We start from the raw sequence: 14,435 nt of genomic DNA, 5'->3' as shown, positions 1-14,435 counted from the left end.
TATTATTTTTTTATGTTATATGAAAACAATATTGGGGCGTAGCCAAGTGGTAAGGCACTGGTTTTTGGTACCGGCATCCTAGGTTCGAATCCTAGCGCCCCAGCCAAATATGTATAATTTTTTAGATAAAATTTTTTTTAGATCTCGTAATCTTGATTATATAAGTCAAAATCTTACTGATTTAACAAACCAAACACCTGCTAATAGAATTTTTGAAGCACTTAATACTTATTCGGAAGGTAGTGAAGTTAGATATGTTGGTGGCTGTGTAAGAAAAATTATAAAAAAACAAATTGTTGATGATATTGATTTAGCCACCAATCTAAAACCAAGTGAAGTTTGTGATGCTTTAAAAAAAAAAGAGATTAATTTTTATGAAACAGGCGTTGATCATGGAACTATCACGGCAATAATTGATAAGCATAAATATGAAATTACATCTTTAAGAAAAGATGTTTCTACAGATGGAAGACATGCAAAGGTAGAATTTTCCACAGATTGGAAAGAAGATGCAGCTAGAAGAGATTTTTCCATAAATTCAATATACTCCGACAAAGATGGAAATTTGTTTGACCCATTTAATGGTAAAAAAGATCTTGAAAGTGGAATTATTAATTTTATTGGAGAAGCAGAAAATAGAATTAAAGAAGATTACTTACGTATTCTTAGATATGTGAGATTTTTTATAAATTATTCAAATCAAAGTCATAACAATAAGATAATTAAAATAATTAAAAAAAATATTGGGGGGATTTCAAAATTATCTTCAGAAAGATTATTAGATGAATTTAAAAAATTAATAAAATCGAAAGCATTCTTAAAAATATTTAAAGATGAAATCAGTTTAGAGCTTATAAAAATTATTTTTCCTCAACTTAAAAATTTAGAAAATTTTAAAAAATTAAATTCTTATGCTCTTGATAATTTATCCAAGATTGATTTTATCTTTTTACTTTCACTAATGATTGTAGATGGAACTGATAATACGGATTATTTTATTTATAAATTTAATCTCTCTAAAAAAGATCAAAAAAGATTAAGATCAATTGATTTTTTCTATAAAGAAAACGTAAGTATAAAAAATTTTAATGAAAAGAATTTTAATAAGATTTTTTACTTTAATGGCAAACAAACTGTACTTGATATTATCAATTTTAAACTATTTACATCACTTAAAGTTGAAAAAAAATTACTTAAATTAGTGGAGACCTATAAAGATAAAATTATTCCAACTCTACCGATCAATGCAAACACTTTAATGACTAAATATGATATTCCTGCGGGAAAGATATTGGGCAATAAGTTAAAATTAATAGAAGAAATTTGGGTTCAAAATAGTTTTCAAATCTCAGAAAAACAAATTCAAAAAATCATTAAAAGCTAAATATATTTGACGTCTTTTACCTCAAAGTTTTTAACTCCAGCGGGAGTGGTAATCTCCACCAGATCATCTTTATTTTTTCCAATTAAACCTTTTCCAATTGGTGATTGAAAAAAAATTAGTTTTTGTTTTAAATCAGCTTCATCTTTGCCAACAATTTTGTAGTTAATTTTTTCACCATTATCCAGGTTTTCTAAAAATACAGTTGAACCAAAGATTATTTTTCCATCATTATTTAATTTTGTAACATCAATGACGTTGGCTCTTGCAATGATATCATTGATTTCTGTTATTCGACCTTCACTGTGAGATTGCTCCTCTTTAGCTGCGTGATATTCTGCGTTTTCTTTGAGATCTCCATGTGATCTTGCTTCTGCAATCGCAGCCACAATTTCAGGTCTCTTTTTTTCTTTTAAATAAACTAATTCTTCCTTTAGTTTGTTTAAACCATTTAGAGTTATTGGTTCTTTATCCATTTTTTATTTCCATTTAGCAATTGGTGGTAATGACATCAATATACCCTCAACATTTCCGCCTGTTTGTAAGCCAAATTTTGTTCCTCTATCATACAATAAATTAAATTCAGCGTATCTACCTCTTTTAATATACTGCATCTCTTTTTCTTTTAAAGTCCATTTTTTTGTGATTTTTTTTTCAATAATATCATTAAAAATCATTTGAAATGTAACTCCTACATCTCTTATAAATTTAAAATCTTTTTCAAAATTATCTTTTTTATAATCAAAAAAAATTCCACCAATTCCTCTTGCCTCATTTCTATGTGGTAAATAAAAATATTCATCACACCATTCTTTATATTTCTTATAATATTTTTTACTGTGACGATCACACATTTTTTTTAGTGATTGATGAAATTTGGTTTTTTCTTTAACATCTTTAATTGAAGGTGTTACATCCATCCCTCCACCAAACCAATTTTCAGTTGTGCAAATATATCTAGTGTTGAAATGCATAGCTGGAATGTGGGGATTTTGCATATGCATTACTATCGAAATTCCAGACGCCCAAAATCTTGGATCTTTACTTGCTCCAGGAATATTTTTTTGAAATTGTTTTGGAAATTTTCCATAAACTTTTGAAAAATTTACTCCTACTTTTTCAAAAATTTTTCCATTTTTAATAATTCTATATTCACCACCACCTTCATCTTTACTTTTACTTCTTTGCCATGTCGTTGATTTAAATTTAACTTTATTTTTTTCTAATTTAACAATATCATCACAAATAGCATTTTGTAAAAGCTTGAACCAATTACTAGTGATGTCTTTTTTTATTTCATTATCCATATTATATTAACCCTGTTTGTCTTAAACTTTCTGCTAAAACAACTGCAACCGAGGACGCAATATTAAGTGATCTAGCATTTTCATTCATTGGTATCTTCAAACGATCATTTATAGATTGATGAATATTTTCAGGAACACCAGCACTTTCTCGCCCAAACAATATTGTATCATCTTTTTTGAAATTAAACTTTGTATAAGATATCGATGCTTTTGTTGTCATTAAAATAACTCTATGATTCTTTTTTGCCTCAAAGAAATGTTTTGAACTTTGATATAAATCAATTTTATCCCAATCCATATAATCCATAACTACTCTTTTAAAACGTTTATCACTGAGATGAAAACCACATGGTTCAATAATTTCAAGTTTAGCGCCCAAACAAGCGCATGTTCTAATTATTGCTGCTGTATTTTGAGGAATATCTGGTTCATATAATGCAATAATGGGTCTATGGCTCATAATTATGTGTCATTCTTTCAGTAGAAAAAAAACTATTATCTTATAAGAAATCGTATATTAAGTAATTTTTTAACAATAATATTTAAAAAAATGTCAGATAAAAAGCCTAAAAGAAGAGAATTTCTATTTACTGCCTCGTACGCAGTTGGTGCAGTTGGTGTTGGTGCAGTGGTTTGGCCATTAGTAGATCAAATGAATCCTGACGCATCTGTAAAAGCATTAGCAAGCACGGAAGTTGACGTAAGTTCAGTCAAACCTGGAAATACAATAACTGTACTTTGGAGAGGTAAACCAGTTTTTATTAGAAGAAGAACGCCAGAAGAAATTTTAGAAGCAAAATCTGTTAAAATGGAAGATTTAAAACATCCTGAAAAAGATGAAGACAGAGCTAAAGATCCTGAGTGGTTAGTAATGCTTGGAGTTTGTACTCATTTAGGTTGTGTACCATTAAATGACAAAGGTGATTATGATGGATGGTTCTGCCCATGCCATGGTTCGCATTATGATACATCTGGTAGAATTAGAAAAGGTCCCGCACCTTTAAATATGGAAGTTCCAAAATATGAATTTGTTAACGCTAACACAATTAAAATTGGATAAATAATATTATGAGTGATCACGAATACACACCTACGTCAAAAGTTGGAAAATGGTTTAACGATAGGCTTCCGCTTTTAACTTTAGCAAATCACTTAACAGATTATCCCACTCCAAAAAATTTAAACTACTGGTGGACATTTGGTGGAATTTTAACTTTTTGTTTAATAACCCAGATTGTCACTGGTTTAACGCTTGCAATGCATTACATAGCTCACGCTGATATGGCTTTTGAAAGTGTTGAGCATATCATGAGAGATGTAAACTATGGCTGGTTGATCAGGTACATTCATTCAAATGGTGCATCAATGTTTTTTTTAGCAGTTTATATTCATATATTTAGGTCTTTATTTTATGGATCTTACAAATCTCCAAGAGAGATTATTTGGATTATTGGAATAATTATTTATTTATTAATGATGGCTGCTGCATTCATGGGCTATGTATTACCTTGGGGTCAAATGAGTTTCTGGGGAGCAACAGTTATAACAAATTTATTTAGTGCAATTCCATTAGTGGGTGAAGGAATTGTCACTTGGTTATGGGGTGGTTATTCAGTGGACAACCCTACATTAACAAGATTTTTTACACTTCATTACTTAATTCCTTTTTTAATTTTGGGATTAGTAGTCTTGCATATTTGGGCACTTCATGTTCCTGGAAATAACAACCCAGTTGGAATTGATATAAAGAAACCTTCAAAAGATACTGTGCCGTTCCATCCTTACATCGTAATTAAAGATGGTTTTGCATTACTAATGTTTGTGATTGTTTTTGCTTTTTTTGTTTTTTATTCACCTAATATTTTAGGTCATGCTGATAATTATATTGAAGCTAATCCAATGGTTACTCCAGCTCACATTGTTCCTGAGTGGTATCTGTTGCCCTTTTATGCAATTTTAAGATCAGTTCCTGACAAATTACTTGGAGTTGTGGCAATGCTTTCAGCTATTTTAATTTTAGCAGTGCTACCTTGGTTGGATACTTCAAAAATTAGATCTGCGGTATTCAGACCTTTGTACAAACAGTTTTACTGGATACTTGTAGCTGATGTTCTAATTTTAGGATACATGGGTGCTATGCCAGCTGAAGGGCTTTACTTGTTGATTGCGAGAGTAGCTACAGCATATTACTTTCTTCATTTTTTAGTGATTTTACCTGTTTTAGGATTTAAAGAAAAAACACTACCTGTTCCATTAAGTATTACAGAACCAGTGCTTGGAGGCTCTCCTAACTTAGCTACGGCTAAACATAATGAAAGTTTTGATAAATAAAGTGAAAAATTTAATAAAATTATTGTCAATTCTAGCTTTAATTACCTTTGCAACAACACACTCTAATTCTGCAGAGACGGCTAAACTTTTAAAAACTGATTGGAGTTTTAAAGGTCTTTTTGGAAAATTTGACAGGGGTGCCTTGCAAAGAGGATATCAAGTTTACACAGAGGTGTGCGCTTCATGTCACTCAATGAAATATGTGAGTTATAGAAACTTAGGTGAAAAAGGTGGACCAGAATTTACAGAAGCTGAAGTAAAAGCAATTGCAGCTTCATTTGAAGTAACAGATGGCCCTAATGCAGATGGTGAAATGTTTGTAAGACCTGCAAAACTATCAGACAAATTTGTAATGCCATACGAAAATGTTAAAGCAGCCCAAGCTGCTAATGGTGGTGCTTATCCGCCCGACATGTCTGTTCTAGTTAAAGCAAGAGGGGGTGGGGTAGATTATATTTATTCTTTACTTCAAGGTTATGAAGATGCCCCAAGTGGAATGACTTTGGACGAAGGAGTACATTATAATAAATATATGTATGGTAATAAAATTATGATGTCAGCACCGCTTTCAGATGACATATTAGAGTATGGAGATGGTACAAAAGCAACTGTTGAACAAATGTCAAAAGATGTAACAACATTTTTAATGTGGGCGGCAGAACCACATTTAGAGTCTCGACATCAAATGGGCTTTAAAGCGATTGTTTACTTAATTATTTTAACTATCTTAGTTTATTTTAGTATGAAAAAAATATGGTCACGTGTTGAATCTGAAGTTTAATACATCACCATCTTTGACTATATAATCTTTACCTTCTAATCTCATTTTTCCATTAGTTTTGGAATTAACCCACCCATCATTTGCTACAAAATCTTCATACGAAATTGTTTCTGCTCTTATAAAACCTTTTTCAAAATCAGTATGAATTTCACCAGCTGCTTTTGGGGCTGTACAATTCTTTTGAATAGTCCATGCTCTAGTTTCTTCTACACCAGACGTGAAATAAGTGTCTAGTTCTAAAATTTTATATCCTTTCTGAATTAACATGCTTAATCCAGTCTCTTTTAAACCAATCATTTCCATGTAATTTTTTCTCTCTTCAGATTCTAGTTCATTGATTTGATTTTCTATATCTGCTGATACAATTAAAGTATTTTCTTCACCAAATTTTTCTATAAATTTTTTTGTGTATTGATTGCCTTCTTGAACACTTTGTTCGTCTACATTGCATACAAATATTTTTGGTTTAATTGATAATAAACCACTTTGATTTAGCTGTTTACTTTCAAATTGGGATTTTAGAATTGAGATATCTTTATCATTATTAATACAATCTAATGCAATCTCTAGTATTTTTAATTGTTCTTCATCAACATTTTTTTTATTACTTTTTTCTAATCTTTTTTGAATTGACTCTAAATCAGCCAACATCATTTCTGTCTCAATAATTTCTAAATCCCTGATTGGATCCACTGTTGGATTGACATTTTGAATATCATCAGAGTCAAAACATCTTATCATGTGAATGATTGCATCTACTTCTCTGATATGTGATAGAAATTTATTACCTAATCCTTCGCCTTTTGATGCACCTTTTACGAGTCCAGCAATATCAACAAATGAAATGGTGGTGTTAATGATTTTTTTTGATTTTGATACTCTGGATAAATTGTTTAATCTTTCATCTGGCACGGGGACTACCCCAACATTTGGATCAATTGTACAAAAAGGGAAATTTGCTGCTTGAGCTTTACTGGAATTTGTTAGAGCATTGAATAAAGTAGATTTACCAACATTGGGCAAACCAACAATTCCACATTTGAAGCTCATTATTTATTATTATTTACTGTACTAGAAAATAGATCTAATTTTTTTTCTACTAATATGGAAATAGAATTATTGATATCAGTTGAAATTTTTTCTATTTTATTCAATTCATCATCATCAAAATTTTGAAGAACAAAATCTCCAACTTCAATGTTTTCTTTTGGTTTACCTATGCCAATTCTAACTCTTGAATAGTCTTTACCTATAAACTTATCAATTGAAGCAATTCCATTGTGTCCTGCACTTGATCCACCAAATTTTGCTTTAATTTTTCCAAATTCAACATCTAAATCATCATGAAAAACGATTACGTCTTCTGCATCTATTTTGAAATATTCAATAAGTTCTCTTATGCAAATTCCAGAATTATTCATGAATGTTAGAGGTTTAATCGCATAAACTTTTTGATCACCAACATTTCCAGTTGTTAGTAGTCCTTTAAATTTAGGTTTTTGTTTTGATAAACTAAATTTTTTGTTGATTGAATCAATAATTTTAAAGCCAACGTTGTGCCTATTATTTTCACTATCTGGTGTTGGATTACCTAAGCCTACAAATAAAAGCATATTTTTTAATGGATAGTAAAATTTAACTTTGACAGTTTATTTCTTTTCTTCGGCAGCTTTTTTATCGTCACCCTCTTTTTTTTCACCTTCAGCTGCTGGTTTATCTCCATCTGCTGCCGCATCTGCTGCTGCTTCACCTTCTGCAGCCTCTTCTGCTTCAGTTGGTTTTTCAGGTTCTTTCATTACTGTAGGTGCAGCCAGTGTCGCTATAACAAAGTCTCTTCCTTTAATTGTTGGGGTCACATCTGTTTCTAAATTGATTGATGATATTTTGAAACTTTCACCAATATCAACACCATCAAGGTTTATTACTAAACTTTCAGGAATTTTTTCACTTGGACATCTTAATTCTACTTTTCTTCTAACAATATTTAAAACTCCACCTCTTTTTAAGCCTGGAGATTTTTCATGGTTAATAAATTGTACAGGTACTTCAATTCGTATTTTTACACCTGGTACCACTCTTAAGAAATCAACGTGAATTGGTTCATCTGAAATAATGTGATATTTAATCTCTCTTGGAAGAACGTTTTGAGGTTTTCCATCAACATTTAAAGTTACTATATTTGATAAAAAATTTTCTTTATCAATTAGAGATTTTAATAATTTTTTTGAAATTGATACTGTTTCATTTTGTGCTTCACCACCATAAATTACAGCCGGTACACCGCCATTATTTCTAAGTGCGCTAAGCTCACCTTTAGTTTTTGTATTTCTAATGTTTGCTTCTAATGAAATCATAAAATCATGGGTTTTTAGCGCAAGTTCTTTAATAACTCAAGGTAATTATTTAAATAAATCTGAAACAGATGTTGAATTAGATATCCTTTTGATCGCTTCTCCCATTAAGCCTGAAATAGGCAGAACCTCAATGTTTTTAGCGCTTTTAATTTTGTCGTAGTTATCAATCGTATCTGTAATGACAAGATTTTTAATTACAGAATTTTTGATTTTTTTTACAGCTTCACCGCTCAATACTCCGTGTGTAATGTAAACATAAACTTCTTTTGCACCTCTATCTTTTAGTGCTTTTGCAGCATTTACTATTGTCCCACCTAAGTCAATAATGTCATCAACAATTACACAAGTTTTGCCCTTAACATCTCCAATTACATTCATCACTTGTGATTGACCTGGTTTTGGTCTTCTTTTATCAACAATTGCCAACCCTACATTTAATAATTTTCCTAAGGCTCTAGCTCTTTCAGTTCCACCAACATCGGGTGCAACACAAATAATATTTTTATTTTTTATTTTTTTCTTAGCATGTCTTGCAAAAATAGGAGTTGCAAATAAGTTATCAACTGGAATATCAAAAAAACCTTGGATTTGACCAGCATGTAAATCTACTGTCACGACTCTATCAGCACCCGCTTTAGTTATTAGGTTAGACACCAGTTTTGCTGAAATGGAAGTTCTTGGAACAACTTTTCTATCTTGTCTTGCGTACCCAAAATATGGAATTACGGCAGTAATATTTTTTGCAGAGGATCTTTTTAAAGCATCTATACAAAGCAAAAGTTCCATAAGATTATCGTTAGCCGGCGATGAAACTGACTGAATAATAAAAATACTGTTTCCTCTAATATTTTCATTAATCTCAACATAAATTTCACCATCAGAAAAGTTTCTTATACTAGAGTTTACCAATTTAGACTTTAAATATTTTGCAATATTTTTGCTAAGAGGTTTGTTGCTATTTCCGGATAATAATTTCATTAAAAAAACTAATTAATCATAATTATTGAAATATTTCTACCATAATCATTATGTTTTAATTTTAAAGCTCTTCTTGCACTGAAAAATTTATTTTTAATATCAAAAGTATCAATATTTAAAACATCTATGTGTTTAACCTTAATAGCTTTAAGGGACTTATATATAAAACCAGTTAGATTAAAGTATAATTTGTTTTTTTTATTCTTAAAAAATATTAAATTTTTTTTATCTTTTTTGGTAAATTTTTTCTTAAAATCCTCTTTTACTTCATAGTTTTTTAGAGAAATAGACGGACCTATGACTGCAGTAATATTTTCTAAATTACAACCTTTTTTGATCATAAATTTAATTACATTATTTATTATACCTTTATAGGCTCCTTTCCAGCCTGCGTGAATTGCAGCTATCATTTTTATTTTGTTGTCATAAATTAATATTGGGGCACAATCAGCTGTTAATACGGCAATAGGCAAGTATCTTTGATTAGTTATAATAGCATCAGCTTTAGGTTTATTTTTATTTTTATATTTTTGGTCGATATATATGAATTTGTTACTATGAAATTGTTTAACTAAAAAAATATTTTTTGCTTTATTGCTAATTTTTTTTCTTACAATCTGTAAGTTTTTTTTAATATCAGATTTTTTATCATACGAACCAGGTCCACAGTTTAAACTCTTGTAAATTTTTTTTGATTGACCGCCGCTACTATTAAAAAAGCCATGCTTTAAATTTCTTAATCCCACTAATTTTTTTGATTTAATCAATTTCAAAACCTATCTTAAATTGATTTTTTGTCTTTTTTATCAACATCACTTTAAATAGCTCACCCATTTGTTTTTCATCTATAAGACGCCTAATTCTATAAAATAAATCTGATTTTTTTGAGAAAGGTATATTTTCACTTATAATTTCTGCTCTTTGAACTATTCCCATACTAGTTAAAAATTTTTTTTGATTAGTAATTATTGAATTTAAATCACTAAATTGATCAACAAATTTTTTAAATAAACCAAAGTTAATATTATAAGTAATGTCAGAATCTCCAATATCTTCTAGAACATTTGAATATTTATGATTATTGATAGCTTGGAGCGTTTCATGCATTTTAAAATTTAAATATCCATAATCAATTATTAGTATTCCGCCATTATTTTTTTTTATTAGATCACAAATATTTTTTAAATAATCAAATGAGCCTGGTGAATATTCAATAATTTCTTGATCTTTTGAAATTTCAAAGTTTAGACTCTGTTCAATCTCTTTTATTTCTGTTAATTGCTCTTTAAATTCAGCCTTGTTTTCTTCTTTCAAATACACAAATCTTTCAACCCAACCTTCTTTTTTTTTAAAAAATTGTTTAATTGGTAGTGCATCAAAAAACTCATTAGCTACAAATATCGTCGGATATGAATTATTTACCTTTATATCTTCTATCCAAGTTATTTTTTCTGATTTTAAATTTAATTGTTGTTTTTTTTTTAAAAGTTCACTTTTTTCATGTATTTGAAAATTACAATTATTAAAACACCCTGAAAAATTTTTTAATGTTTCAATTATGACTTTCATCATTTCACCATTTCCAGCTCCAAGCTCAAGCAAATTAAATTTTTTTGGTGATCCGATACTTTTCCAAAAGGTTAATACCCAAATCGCAATCATTTCTGAAAATAGTCTTGTAATGTTTGGTGCGGTAATAAAATCTCCTTCTTTTCCAAAAGGATTTTTTTTCATATAGTAACCTGAATCTTTATTATATAGAGCAAATTCTATAAATTGATCTAAAGGTAAATTTGTTGTTCTATTAATCTTCATTTTTAAGATAAAAAAGAATTGTTCCAATCGTTACAAACACTAGGCTAATTATTTGTCCCATAGTTAAATTTAAAACTAAATAGCCTAACTGTACATCTGGCACTCTAAAAAATTCAATAAAGAATCTAAACAAAGAATAAAAAATTAAAAATAATGCTGAAATTAAACCAGGTTTTCTCAAATAGTCTTTTTTTATAAAGTATATCAACACTAAAAATAAAATTATACCTTCTAAAATTGCTTCATACAATTGAGATGGATGTCTTGATAAATTATCTACTTTAATAAAGATAACTGACCATGGAATATCTGTAGTTATTCCATAAAGTTCAGAATTTATAAAATTAGCTAATCTTCCAAAAAAAATTCCTATTGGCGCTACTAGTGACACCTGATCTAGATAAGAAAATGGATTTTGATTATTTTTTTTTGCAAAAAAGAAACTTGAAATGATTACTCCTAATAATCCTCCGTGAAATGACATTCCACCCTGCCATATCTTAAAAATATCAAATATATTATCTAAATAATATGAAAAGTTATAAAATATAACATATCCTAATCTTCCACCTAAAATTACTCCAATGACAAGATAAGCTATATAGTCATCAAATTTTTCATTTATATCTGAGTCTTTGATAAATACTTTTTTACATAATGACCAACCAATAACAATTCCCAAAATGTAAGCTAGAGAATACCATCTAATTTCAAATGACATAATTTGAAAAGCGACTGGGTCAAAATTATTGATGAACATTTTAAATAATACTTATATTATATATCTTAAATATGAAAAATTCTAAATTTATAATTGATAAACTTGGTAAACTTTTTGAACAAGGTATTATCTCCTCAAAAGATCTTAGTTCAGAGCTTTTTAATATCTTGAAATCCAAAAGAGATGAAATTGTTTTTAAAATGAAACTCGTCAGCAAGGACGAATTTGATGTGTTATCAAAACGAGTTGAAAATTTAGAAAATAAAATTAAAAAATTGGAAACAAAAAAGAAAATTAAACAGGTAAAAAAATCTTAACACGAAGTCCGTTCATTTTAGATTTTTCAAGAACAATATTTCCCCCATGAGATCTGATAATATCTGATGCTATAGATAATCCAAGACCGACACTTGACTTGGACTCTGCTCTACCTTTATCAATTTTATAGAATGGCTTGAATACATTTTCATGTTCTTTTTTTGGAATGCCAGAACCATCATCATCAATGATAATTAACAAATTTGTATTTTCTTTGTTAAGTTTTACTTCAACTTTATTTCCATATTTTAACGCATTATCAATTATATTATTAAGACATCGATTAATTAAATTTTTTCTACCATTGAGATAAACTCTGGGTATTAAATCTTTTTGAATATTCTTGTTATTATATTTGATAACAATTTGTTCTATCAATTCTGATAAGTTGAACATCTCATCTTTTTCAATATAGGATGAACTTGTAAATTGCAGATATTCATTAAGCATTTTTTCCATCTCATTAATATCCTCTGCTAGTTTTTTAGCTAAATCCTTATCTTTAATGAAAGCAACTTGAAGTTTCATCCTCGTAAGAGGCGTTCTCAAATCATGACTTATGCCAGATAACATCTCGGTTCTTTGATTTAAATGTTTGAGAATTCTTTTTCTCATTTTATCAAACTCATGCCCTGCTTGTCTTATTTCCAAGGCACCAGAAGGTTTGAATTCCACTATTTCTTCACCTTTACCAAATTTTTCAGCAGCACGTGCAAGATTGGTAATTGGTCTAGTTTGATTTTTTAAAAATATTAATGAAATCATAACCATTATAATTGCTGGAACAGTTATCCAAAGCGCAAATATTCGTGCAGACGAACTAGTAACTCTATCTCTAGGTACTAAAAATCTAAAGTATCCATCTTCATATTTTATTCTTATATCAATTAATTCTTTATAACTTGTTGTATCAAACCAAAACTCACCAAGATTAAAGTTTGATTTTAATTCTCTTCTAAGAGTCCTATCAATTGGACTGAATGTTCTTTTATTATATTTACTATTAAAATTCTTATTATTAACATGCTCTATGTTTAGATCTATAAATAGAGAAAAGAGATTTTTTAATTCATCTTTATCAATTTTTTGATTATCATAAACTTCAACAAATAAATTAATTTCATTAATTAATGCCTTGGTCATTCCTTTATTAGTTTTGATCCAAAGGCTGTCAAAAAATACAATAGTTACGATTAATTGAAGAACTAAGACAGGAACAGCTACAATTAAAAGGGCCCTATAAAACAATCTTTTAGGTAATATTTTTTTTAAAAAATTACTCAATCCAAAGAACATATCCTGCACCCCTTATTGTTTGTAAAAATTTTGGATTTTTGGGATCAATTTCAATTTTCTTTCTTAACCTTGTAATAATTACATCTATAGATCTTTCTTTATCTAGCTCTATTAATTGACCAATATTCTCACGTGAAAATGTTTTACCTGGATTATTAATCATTTTTTCTAATATTATTTTCTCTGTATTGTTAATTTTAAACTCATTATCATTTTTAATAATTAATAGTTTATTTAAGTCAATTTTAACATTTTCAAACTCTATAATTCTAACTTGTTCAGTTTTTATAGTTTTATTTAAAATATTTTTAATTCTTAAAATTAATTCTTTTGGTTCAAATGGTTTTGGCAAATAATCATCAGCCCCAACCTCTAATCCCTCGACCCTTTCATTAGCTTCACCTTTAGCAGTCAAAAGAATAATAGGTGTATCTAATTTTTTTTTATGATCTTTGATAAACTCTAGTCCATTTTTTCCAGGCATCATTATATCTAAAATTATTAAATCAAATTTTATGATACTAATTTTTTCTGATGCATTTTCTGCACTATCAGCAGTCGTGACTAAAAAATTATTTTCATTCAAATATTTTTTAACCAAAGATCTAATTCCATCATCATCATCAACAACTAAAATATGTGCAATAAATTTATCCATTTATAATTTTGGTTAAGACATTATCAAAATTAATTACTTCTTCTGAATTTGAATCAAGTAATGCTTTATAAATCCTTTTTTTTTGTAGATCGAAAATTTCATTAAATATTTTTTTTCCTTTTTCATTTAAAAAAACATGCTTTACCCTAGTGTCTTGATCATCTTTTTTAAAAGTTACAATTTCTAATTTAATTAGATCTTTAAGCACCCTGTTTAGGCTTTGCTTTGTTACTTTTAAGCGCTTTAAAAGCTCTGAAATTGAAATACCTTGGTACATTGATAATAGATGAATAACCTTATGATGAGCTAAACCAATTGAATATCTATCTAATACCTTTTTGGCGTCTGAAAATGTTTCTCTGTAGCTTACAAATAATTTTTCAATTAAATCTTTTAGTTGTTCGTCTTTTAAATATAAAAGTTCTTTCATTATAGGTAAGTTATATTGACATATTAAAGATACAAAGATAATTTTCACTAATAATTTAAAAAATT

At 28.6% G+C, this 14,435-nt stretch carries 18 protein-coding genes and 1 tRNA gene; 6 read left to right on the top strand and 13 right to left on the bottom strand.

Features of this window, described 5'->3' with window-relative positions; genetic code table 11:
* Window positions 1–32 precede the first annotated feature (32 nt).
* Window positions 33–106, top strand: a tRNA-Gln gene (locus tag ACIJYA_RS05780).
* A 3-nt stretch (window positions 107–109) separates the two neighbouring features.
* Window positions 110–1,384 (top strand): CCA tRNA nucleotidyltransferase, encoded by a 1,275-nt coding sequence (locus ACIJYA_RS05775; RefSeq protein WP_435087941.1) that lies wholly within the window; start codon window positions 110–112, stop codon window positions 1,382–1,384.
* On the opposite strand, the gene greA is transcribed toward ACIJYA_RS05775, so the two are convergent.
* The 3 genes from greA to ACIJYA_RS05760 are packed head-to-tail and all read right to left on the bottom strand — an operon-like array spanning window position 1,381 to window position 3,148.
* Complete coding sequence (gene greA / locus ACIJYA_RS05770; protein WP_435087939.1) at window positions 1,381–1,857, bottom strand: transcription elongation factor GreA; 477 nt, start codon at window positions 1,855–1,857, stop codon at window positions 1,381–1,383. The two genes, ACIJYA_RS05775 and greA, sit on opposite strands and share 4 nt — an antisense overlap.
* A gap of 3 nt (window positions 1,858–1,860) precedes the next feature.
* Entirely contained in the window at window positions 1,861–2,688 is an 828-nt protein-coding gene (hemF, locus tag ACIJYA_RS05765) for an oxygen-dependent coproporphyrinogen oxidase (protein ID WP_435087938.1), read from the bottom strand.
* 1 nt (window position 2,689) lies between these two features.
* The gene (locus tag ACIJYA_RS05760; protein WP_435087936.1) at window positions 2,690–3,148 is read right to left on the bottom strand and encodes a tRNA (cytidine(34)-2'-O)-methyltransferase; all 459 of its coding nucleotides are present in this window, start codon (window positions 3,146–3,148) and stop codon (window positions 2,690–2,692) included.
* Between the two features lie 90 nt (window positions 3,149–3,238).
* Between ACIJYA_RS05760 and petA the strand changes: the two genes are divergently transcribed.
* Genes petA through ACIJYA_RS05745 form a run of 3 tightly spaced genes read left to right on the top strand, consistent with a single transcriptional unit; the run spans window position 3,239 to window position 5,800 of the window.
* A complete protein-coding gene (petA, locus tag ACIJYA_RS05755) occupies window positions 3,239–3,748 on the top strand; it encodes a ubiquinol-cytochrome c reductase iron-sulfur subunit (RefSeq protein WP_435087934.1) in 510 nt (169 codons plus the stop codon).
* Window positions 3,749–3,756: 8 nt separating this feature from the next.
* On the top strand, window positions 3,757–5,019 hold the full coding sequence (locus tag ACIJYA_RS05750) for a cytochrome b (RefSeq protein ID WP_435087932.1): 1,263 nt from the start codon (window positions 3,757–3,759) through the stop codon (window positions 5,017–5,019).
* A gap of 1 nt (window position 5,020) precedes the next feature.
* Window positions 5,021–5,800 (top strand): cytochrome c1, encoded by a 780-nt coding sequence (locus ACIJYA_RS05745; protein WP_435087930.1) that lies wholly within the window; start codon window positions 5,021–5,023, stop codon window positions 5,798–5,800.
* Here ACIJYA_RS05745 and ychF read toward each other — a convergent pair.
* The 7 genes from ychF to lgt are packed head-to-tail and all read right to left on the bottom strand — an operon-like array spanning window position 5,777 to window position 11,707.
* Complete coding sequence (ychF, locus tag ACIJYA_RS05740) at window positions 5,777–6,850, bottom strand: redox-regulated ATPase YchF (RefSeq protein ID WP_435087929.1); 1,074 nt, start codon at window positions 6,848–6,850, stop codon at window positions 5,777–5,779. The two genes, ACIJYA_RS05745 and ychF, sit on opposite strands and share 24 nt — an antisense overlap.
* Window positions 6,850–7,413: an aminoacyl-tRNA hydrolase gene (gene pth / locus ACIJYA_RS05735; RefSeq protein ID WP_435087927.1), complete on the bottom strand. Its 564-nt coding sequence runs from the start codon at window positions 7,411–7,413 to the stop codon at window positions 6,850–6,852. The genes ychF and pth overlap by 1 nt, the downstream gene beginning before the upstream one ends.
* Before the next feature lie 36 nt (window positions 7,414–7,449).
* Complete coding sequence (locus ACIJYA_RS05730) at window positions 7,450–8,154, bottom strand: 50S ribosomal protein L25/general stress protein Ctc (RefSeq protein WP_435087925.1); 705 nt, start codon at window positions 8,152–8,154, stop codon at window positions 7,450–7,452.
* A gap of 45 nt (window positions 8,155–8,199) precedes the next feature.
* Window positions 8,200–9,132, bottom strand: a complete 933-nt coding sequence (locus ACIJYA_RS05725) for a ribose-phosphate pyrophosphokinase (RefSeq protein WP_435087923.1) — start codon at window positions 9,130–9,132, stop codon at window positions 8,200–8,202.
* A gap of 8 nt (window positions 9,133–9,140) precedes the next feature.
* Window positions 9,141–9,905, bottom strand: a complete 765-nt coding sequence (pgeF, locus tag ACIJYA_RS05720) for a peptidoglycan editing factor PgeF (protein ID WP_435087922.1) — start codon at window positions 9,903–9,905, stop codon at window positions 9,141–9,143.
* Window positions 9,892–10,947, bottom strand: a complete 1,056-nt coding sequence (locus ACIJYA_RS05715) for an SAM-dependent methyltransferase (protein WP_435087920.1) — start codon at window positions 10,945–10,947, stop codon at window positions 9,892–9,894. Before ACIJYA_RS05715 ends, pgeF begins: the two co-directional genes overlap by 14 nt.
* Complete coding sequence (gene lgt, locus ACIJYA_RS05710) at window positions 10,937–11,707, bottom strand: prolipoprotein diacylglyceryl transferase (RefSeq protein ID WP_435087918.1); 771 nt, start codon at window positions 11,705–11,707, stop codon at window positions 10,937–10,939. The genes ACIJYA_RS05715 and lgt overlap by 11 nt, the downstream gene beginning before the upstream one ends.
* A 32-nt stretch (window positions 11,708–11,739) precedes the next feature.
* Between lgt and ACIJYA_RS05705 the strand changes: the two genes are divergently transcribed.
* Window positions 11,740–11,985: a hypothetical protein gene (locus ACIJYA_RS05705; protein WP_435087916.1), complete on the top strand. Its 246-nt coding sequence runs from the start codon at window positions 11,740–11,742 to the stop codon at window positions 11,983–11,985.
* Here the strand turns inward: ACIJYA_RS05705 and ACIJYA_RS05700 are convergent.
* Genes ACIJYA_RS05700 through ACIJYA_RS05690 form a run of 3 tightly spaced genes read right to left on the bottom strand, consistent with a single transcriptional unit; the run spans window position 11,963 to window position 14,370 of the window.
* The gene (locus ACIJYA_RS05700; protein WP_435087914.1) at window positions 11,963–13,282 is read right to left on the bottom strand and encodes a sensor histidine kinase; all 1,320 of its coding nucleotides are present in this window, start codon (window positions 13,280–13,282) and stop codon (window positions 11,963–11,965) included. The two genes, ACIJYA_RS05705 and ACIJYA_RS05700, sit on opposite strands and share 23 nt — an antisense overlap.
* Entirely contained in the window at window positions 13,263–13,940 is a 678-nt protein-coding gene (locus ACIJYA_RS05695) for a response regulator (protein WP_435087912.1), read from the bottom strand. The genes ACIJYA_RS05700 and ACIJYA_RS05695 overlap by 20 nt, the downstream gene beginning before the upstream one ends.
* Complete coding sequence (locus tag ACIJYA_RS05690; RefSeq protein WP_435087910.1) at window positions 13,933–14,370, bottom strand: MarR family winged helix-turn-helix transcriptional regulator; 438 nt, start codon at window positions 14,368–14,370, stop codon at window positions 13,933–13,935. Before ACIJYA_RS05690 ends, ACIJYA_RS05695 begins: the two co-directional genes overlap by 8 nt.
* Between the last annotated feature and the right edge of the window lie 65 nt (window positions 14,371–14,435).

This window comes from Candidatus Pelagibacter bacterium nBUS_29, assembly GCF_051200905.1.
Classification (GTDB): Bacteria; Pseudomonadota; Alphaproteobacteria; order Pelagibacterales; family Pelagibacteraceae; genus Pelagibacter.
The sequence above is the reverse complement of the archived record's forward strand: the minus strand, read 5'-3'. Positions and strand labels throughout refer to the sequence as shown.

Excerpts from the sequence above, each read along its gene's own strand:
- hemF (WP_435087938.1), bottom strand. The coding sequence starts at position 2,688 with ATGGATAATGAAATAAAAAAAGACATCACTAGTAATTGGTTCAAGCTT.
- ACIJYA_RS05695 (WP_435087912.1), bottom strand. The coding sequence starts at position 13,940 with ATGGATAAATTTATTGCACATATTTTAGTTGTTGATGATGATGATGGA.
- greA (WP_435087939.1), bottom strand. The coding sequence starts at position 1,857 with ATGGATAAAGAACCAATAACTCTAAATGGTTTAAACAAACTAAAGGAA.
- ychF (WP_435087929.1), bottom strand. The coding sequence starts at position 6,850 with ATGAGCTTCAAATGTGGAATTGTTGGTTTGCCCAATGTTGGTAAATCT.
- pth (WP_435087927.1), bottom strand. The coding sequence starts at position 7,413 with ATGCTTTTATTTGTAGGCTTAGGTAATCCAACACCAGATAGTGAAAAT.
- ACIJYA_RS05725 (WP_435087923.1), bottom strand. The coding sequence starts at position 9,132 with ATGAAATTATTATCCGGAAATAGCAACAAACCTCTTAGCAAAAATATT.
- ACIJYA_RS05700 (WP_435087914.1), bottom strand. The coding sequence starts at position 13,282 with ATGTTCTTTGGATTGAGTAATTTTTTAAAAAAAATATTACCTAAAAGA.
- ACIJYA_RS05690 (WP_435087910.1), bottom strand. The coding sequence starts at position 14,370 with ATGAAAGAACTTTTATATTTAAAAGACGAACAACTAAAAGATTTAATT.
- petA (WP_435087934.1), top strand. The coding sequence starts at position 3,239 with ATGTCAGATAAAAAGCCTAAAAGAAGAGAATTTCTATTTACTGCCTCG.
- ACIJYA_RS05750 (WP_435087932.1), top strand. The coding sequence starts at position 3,757 with ATGAGTGATCACGAATACACACCTACGTCAAAAGTTGGAAAATGGTTT.
- ACIJYA_RS05715 (WP_435087920.1), bottom strand. The coding sequence starts at position 10,947 with ATGAAGATTAATAGAACAACAAATTTACCTTTAGATCAATTTATAGAA.
- ACIJYA_RS05775 (WP_435087941.1), top strand. The coding sequence starts at position 110 with ATGTATAATTTTTTAGATAAAATTTTTTTTAGATCTCGTAATCTTGAT.
- ACIJYA_RS05705 (WP_435087916.1), top strand. The coding sequence starts at position 11,740 with ATGAAAAATTCTAAATTTATAATTGATAAACTTGGTAAACTTTTTGAA.
- ACIJYA_RS05730 (WP_435087925.1), bottom strand. The coding sequence starts at position 8,154 with ATGATTTCATTAGAAGCAAACATTAGAAATACAAAAACTAAAGGTGAG.
- lgt (WP_435087918.1), bottom strand. The coding sequence starts at position 11,707 with ATGTTCATCAATAATTTTGACCCAGTCGCTTTTCAAATTATGTCATTT.
- ACIJYA_RS05760 (WP_435087936.1), bottom strand. The coding sequence starts at position 3,148 with ATGAGCCATAGACCCATTATTGCATTATATGAACCAGATATTCCTCAA.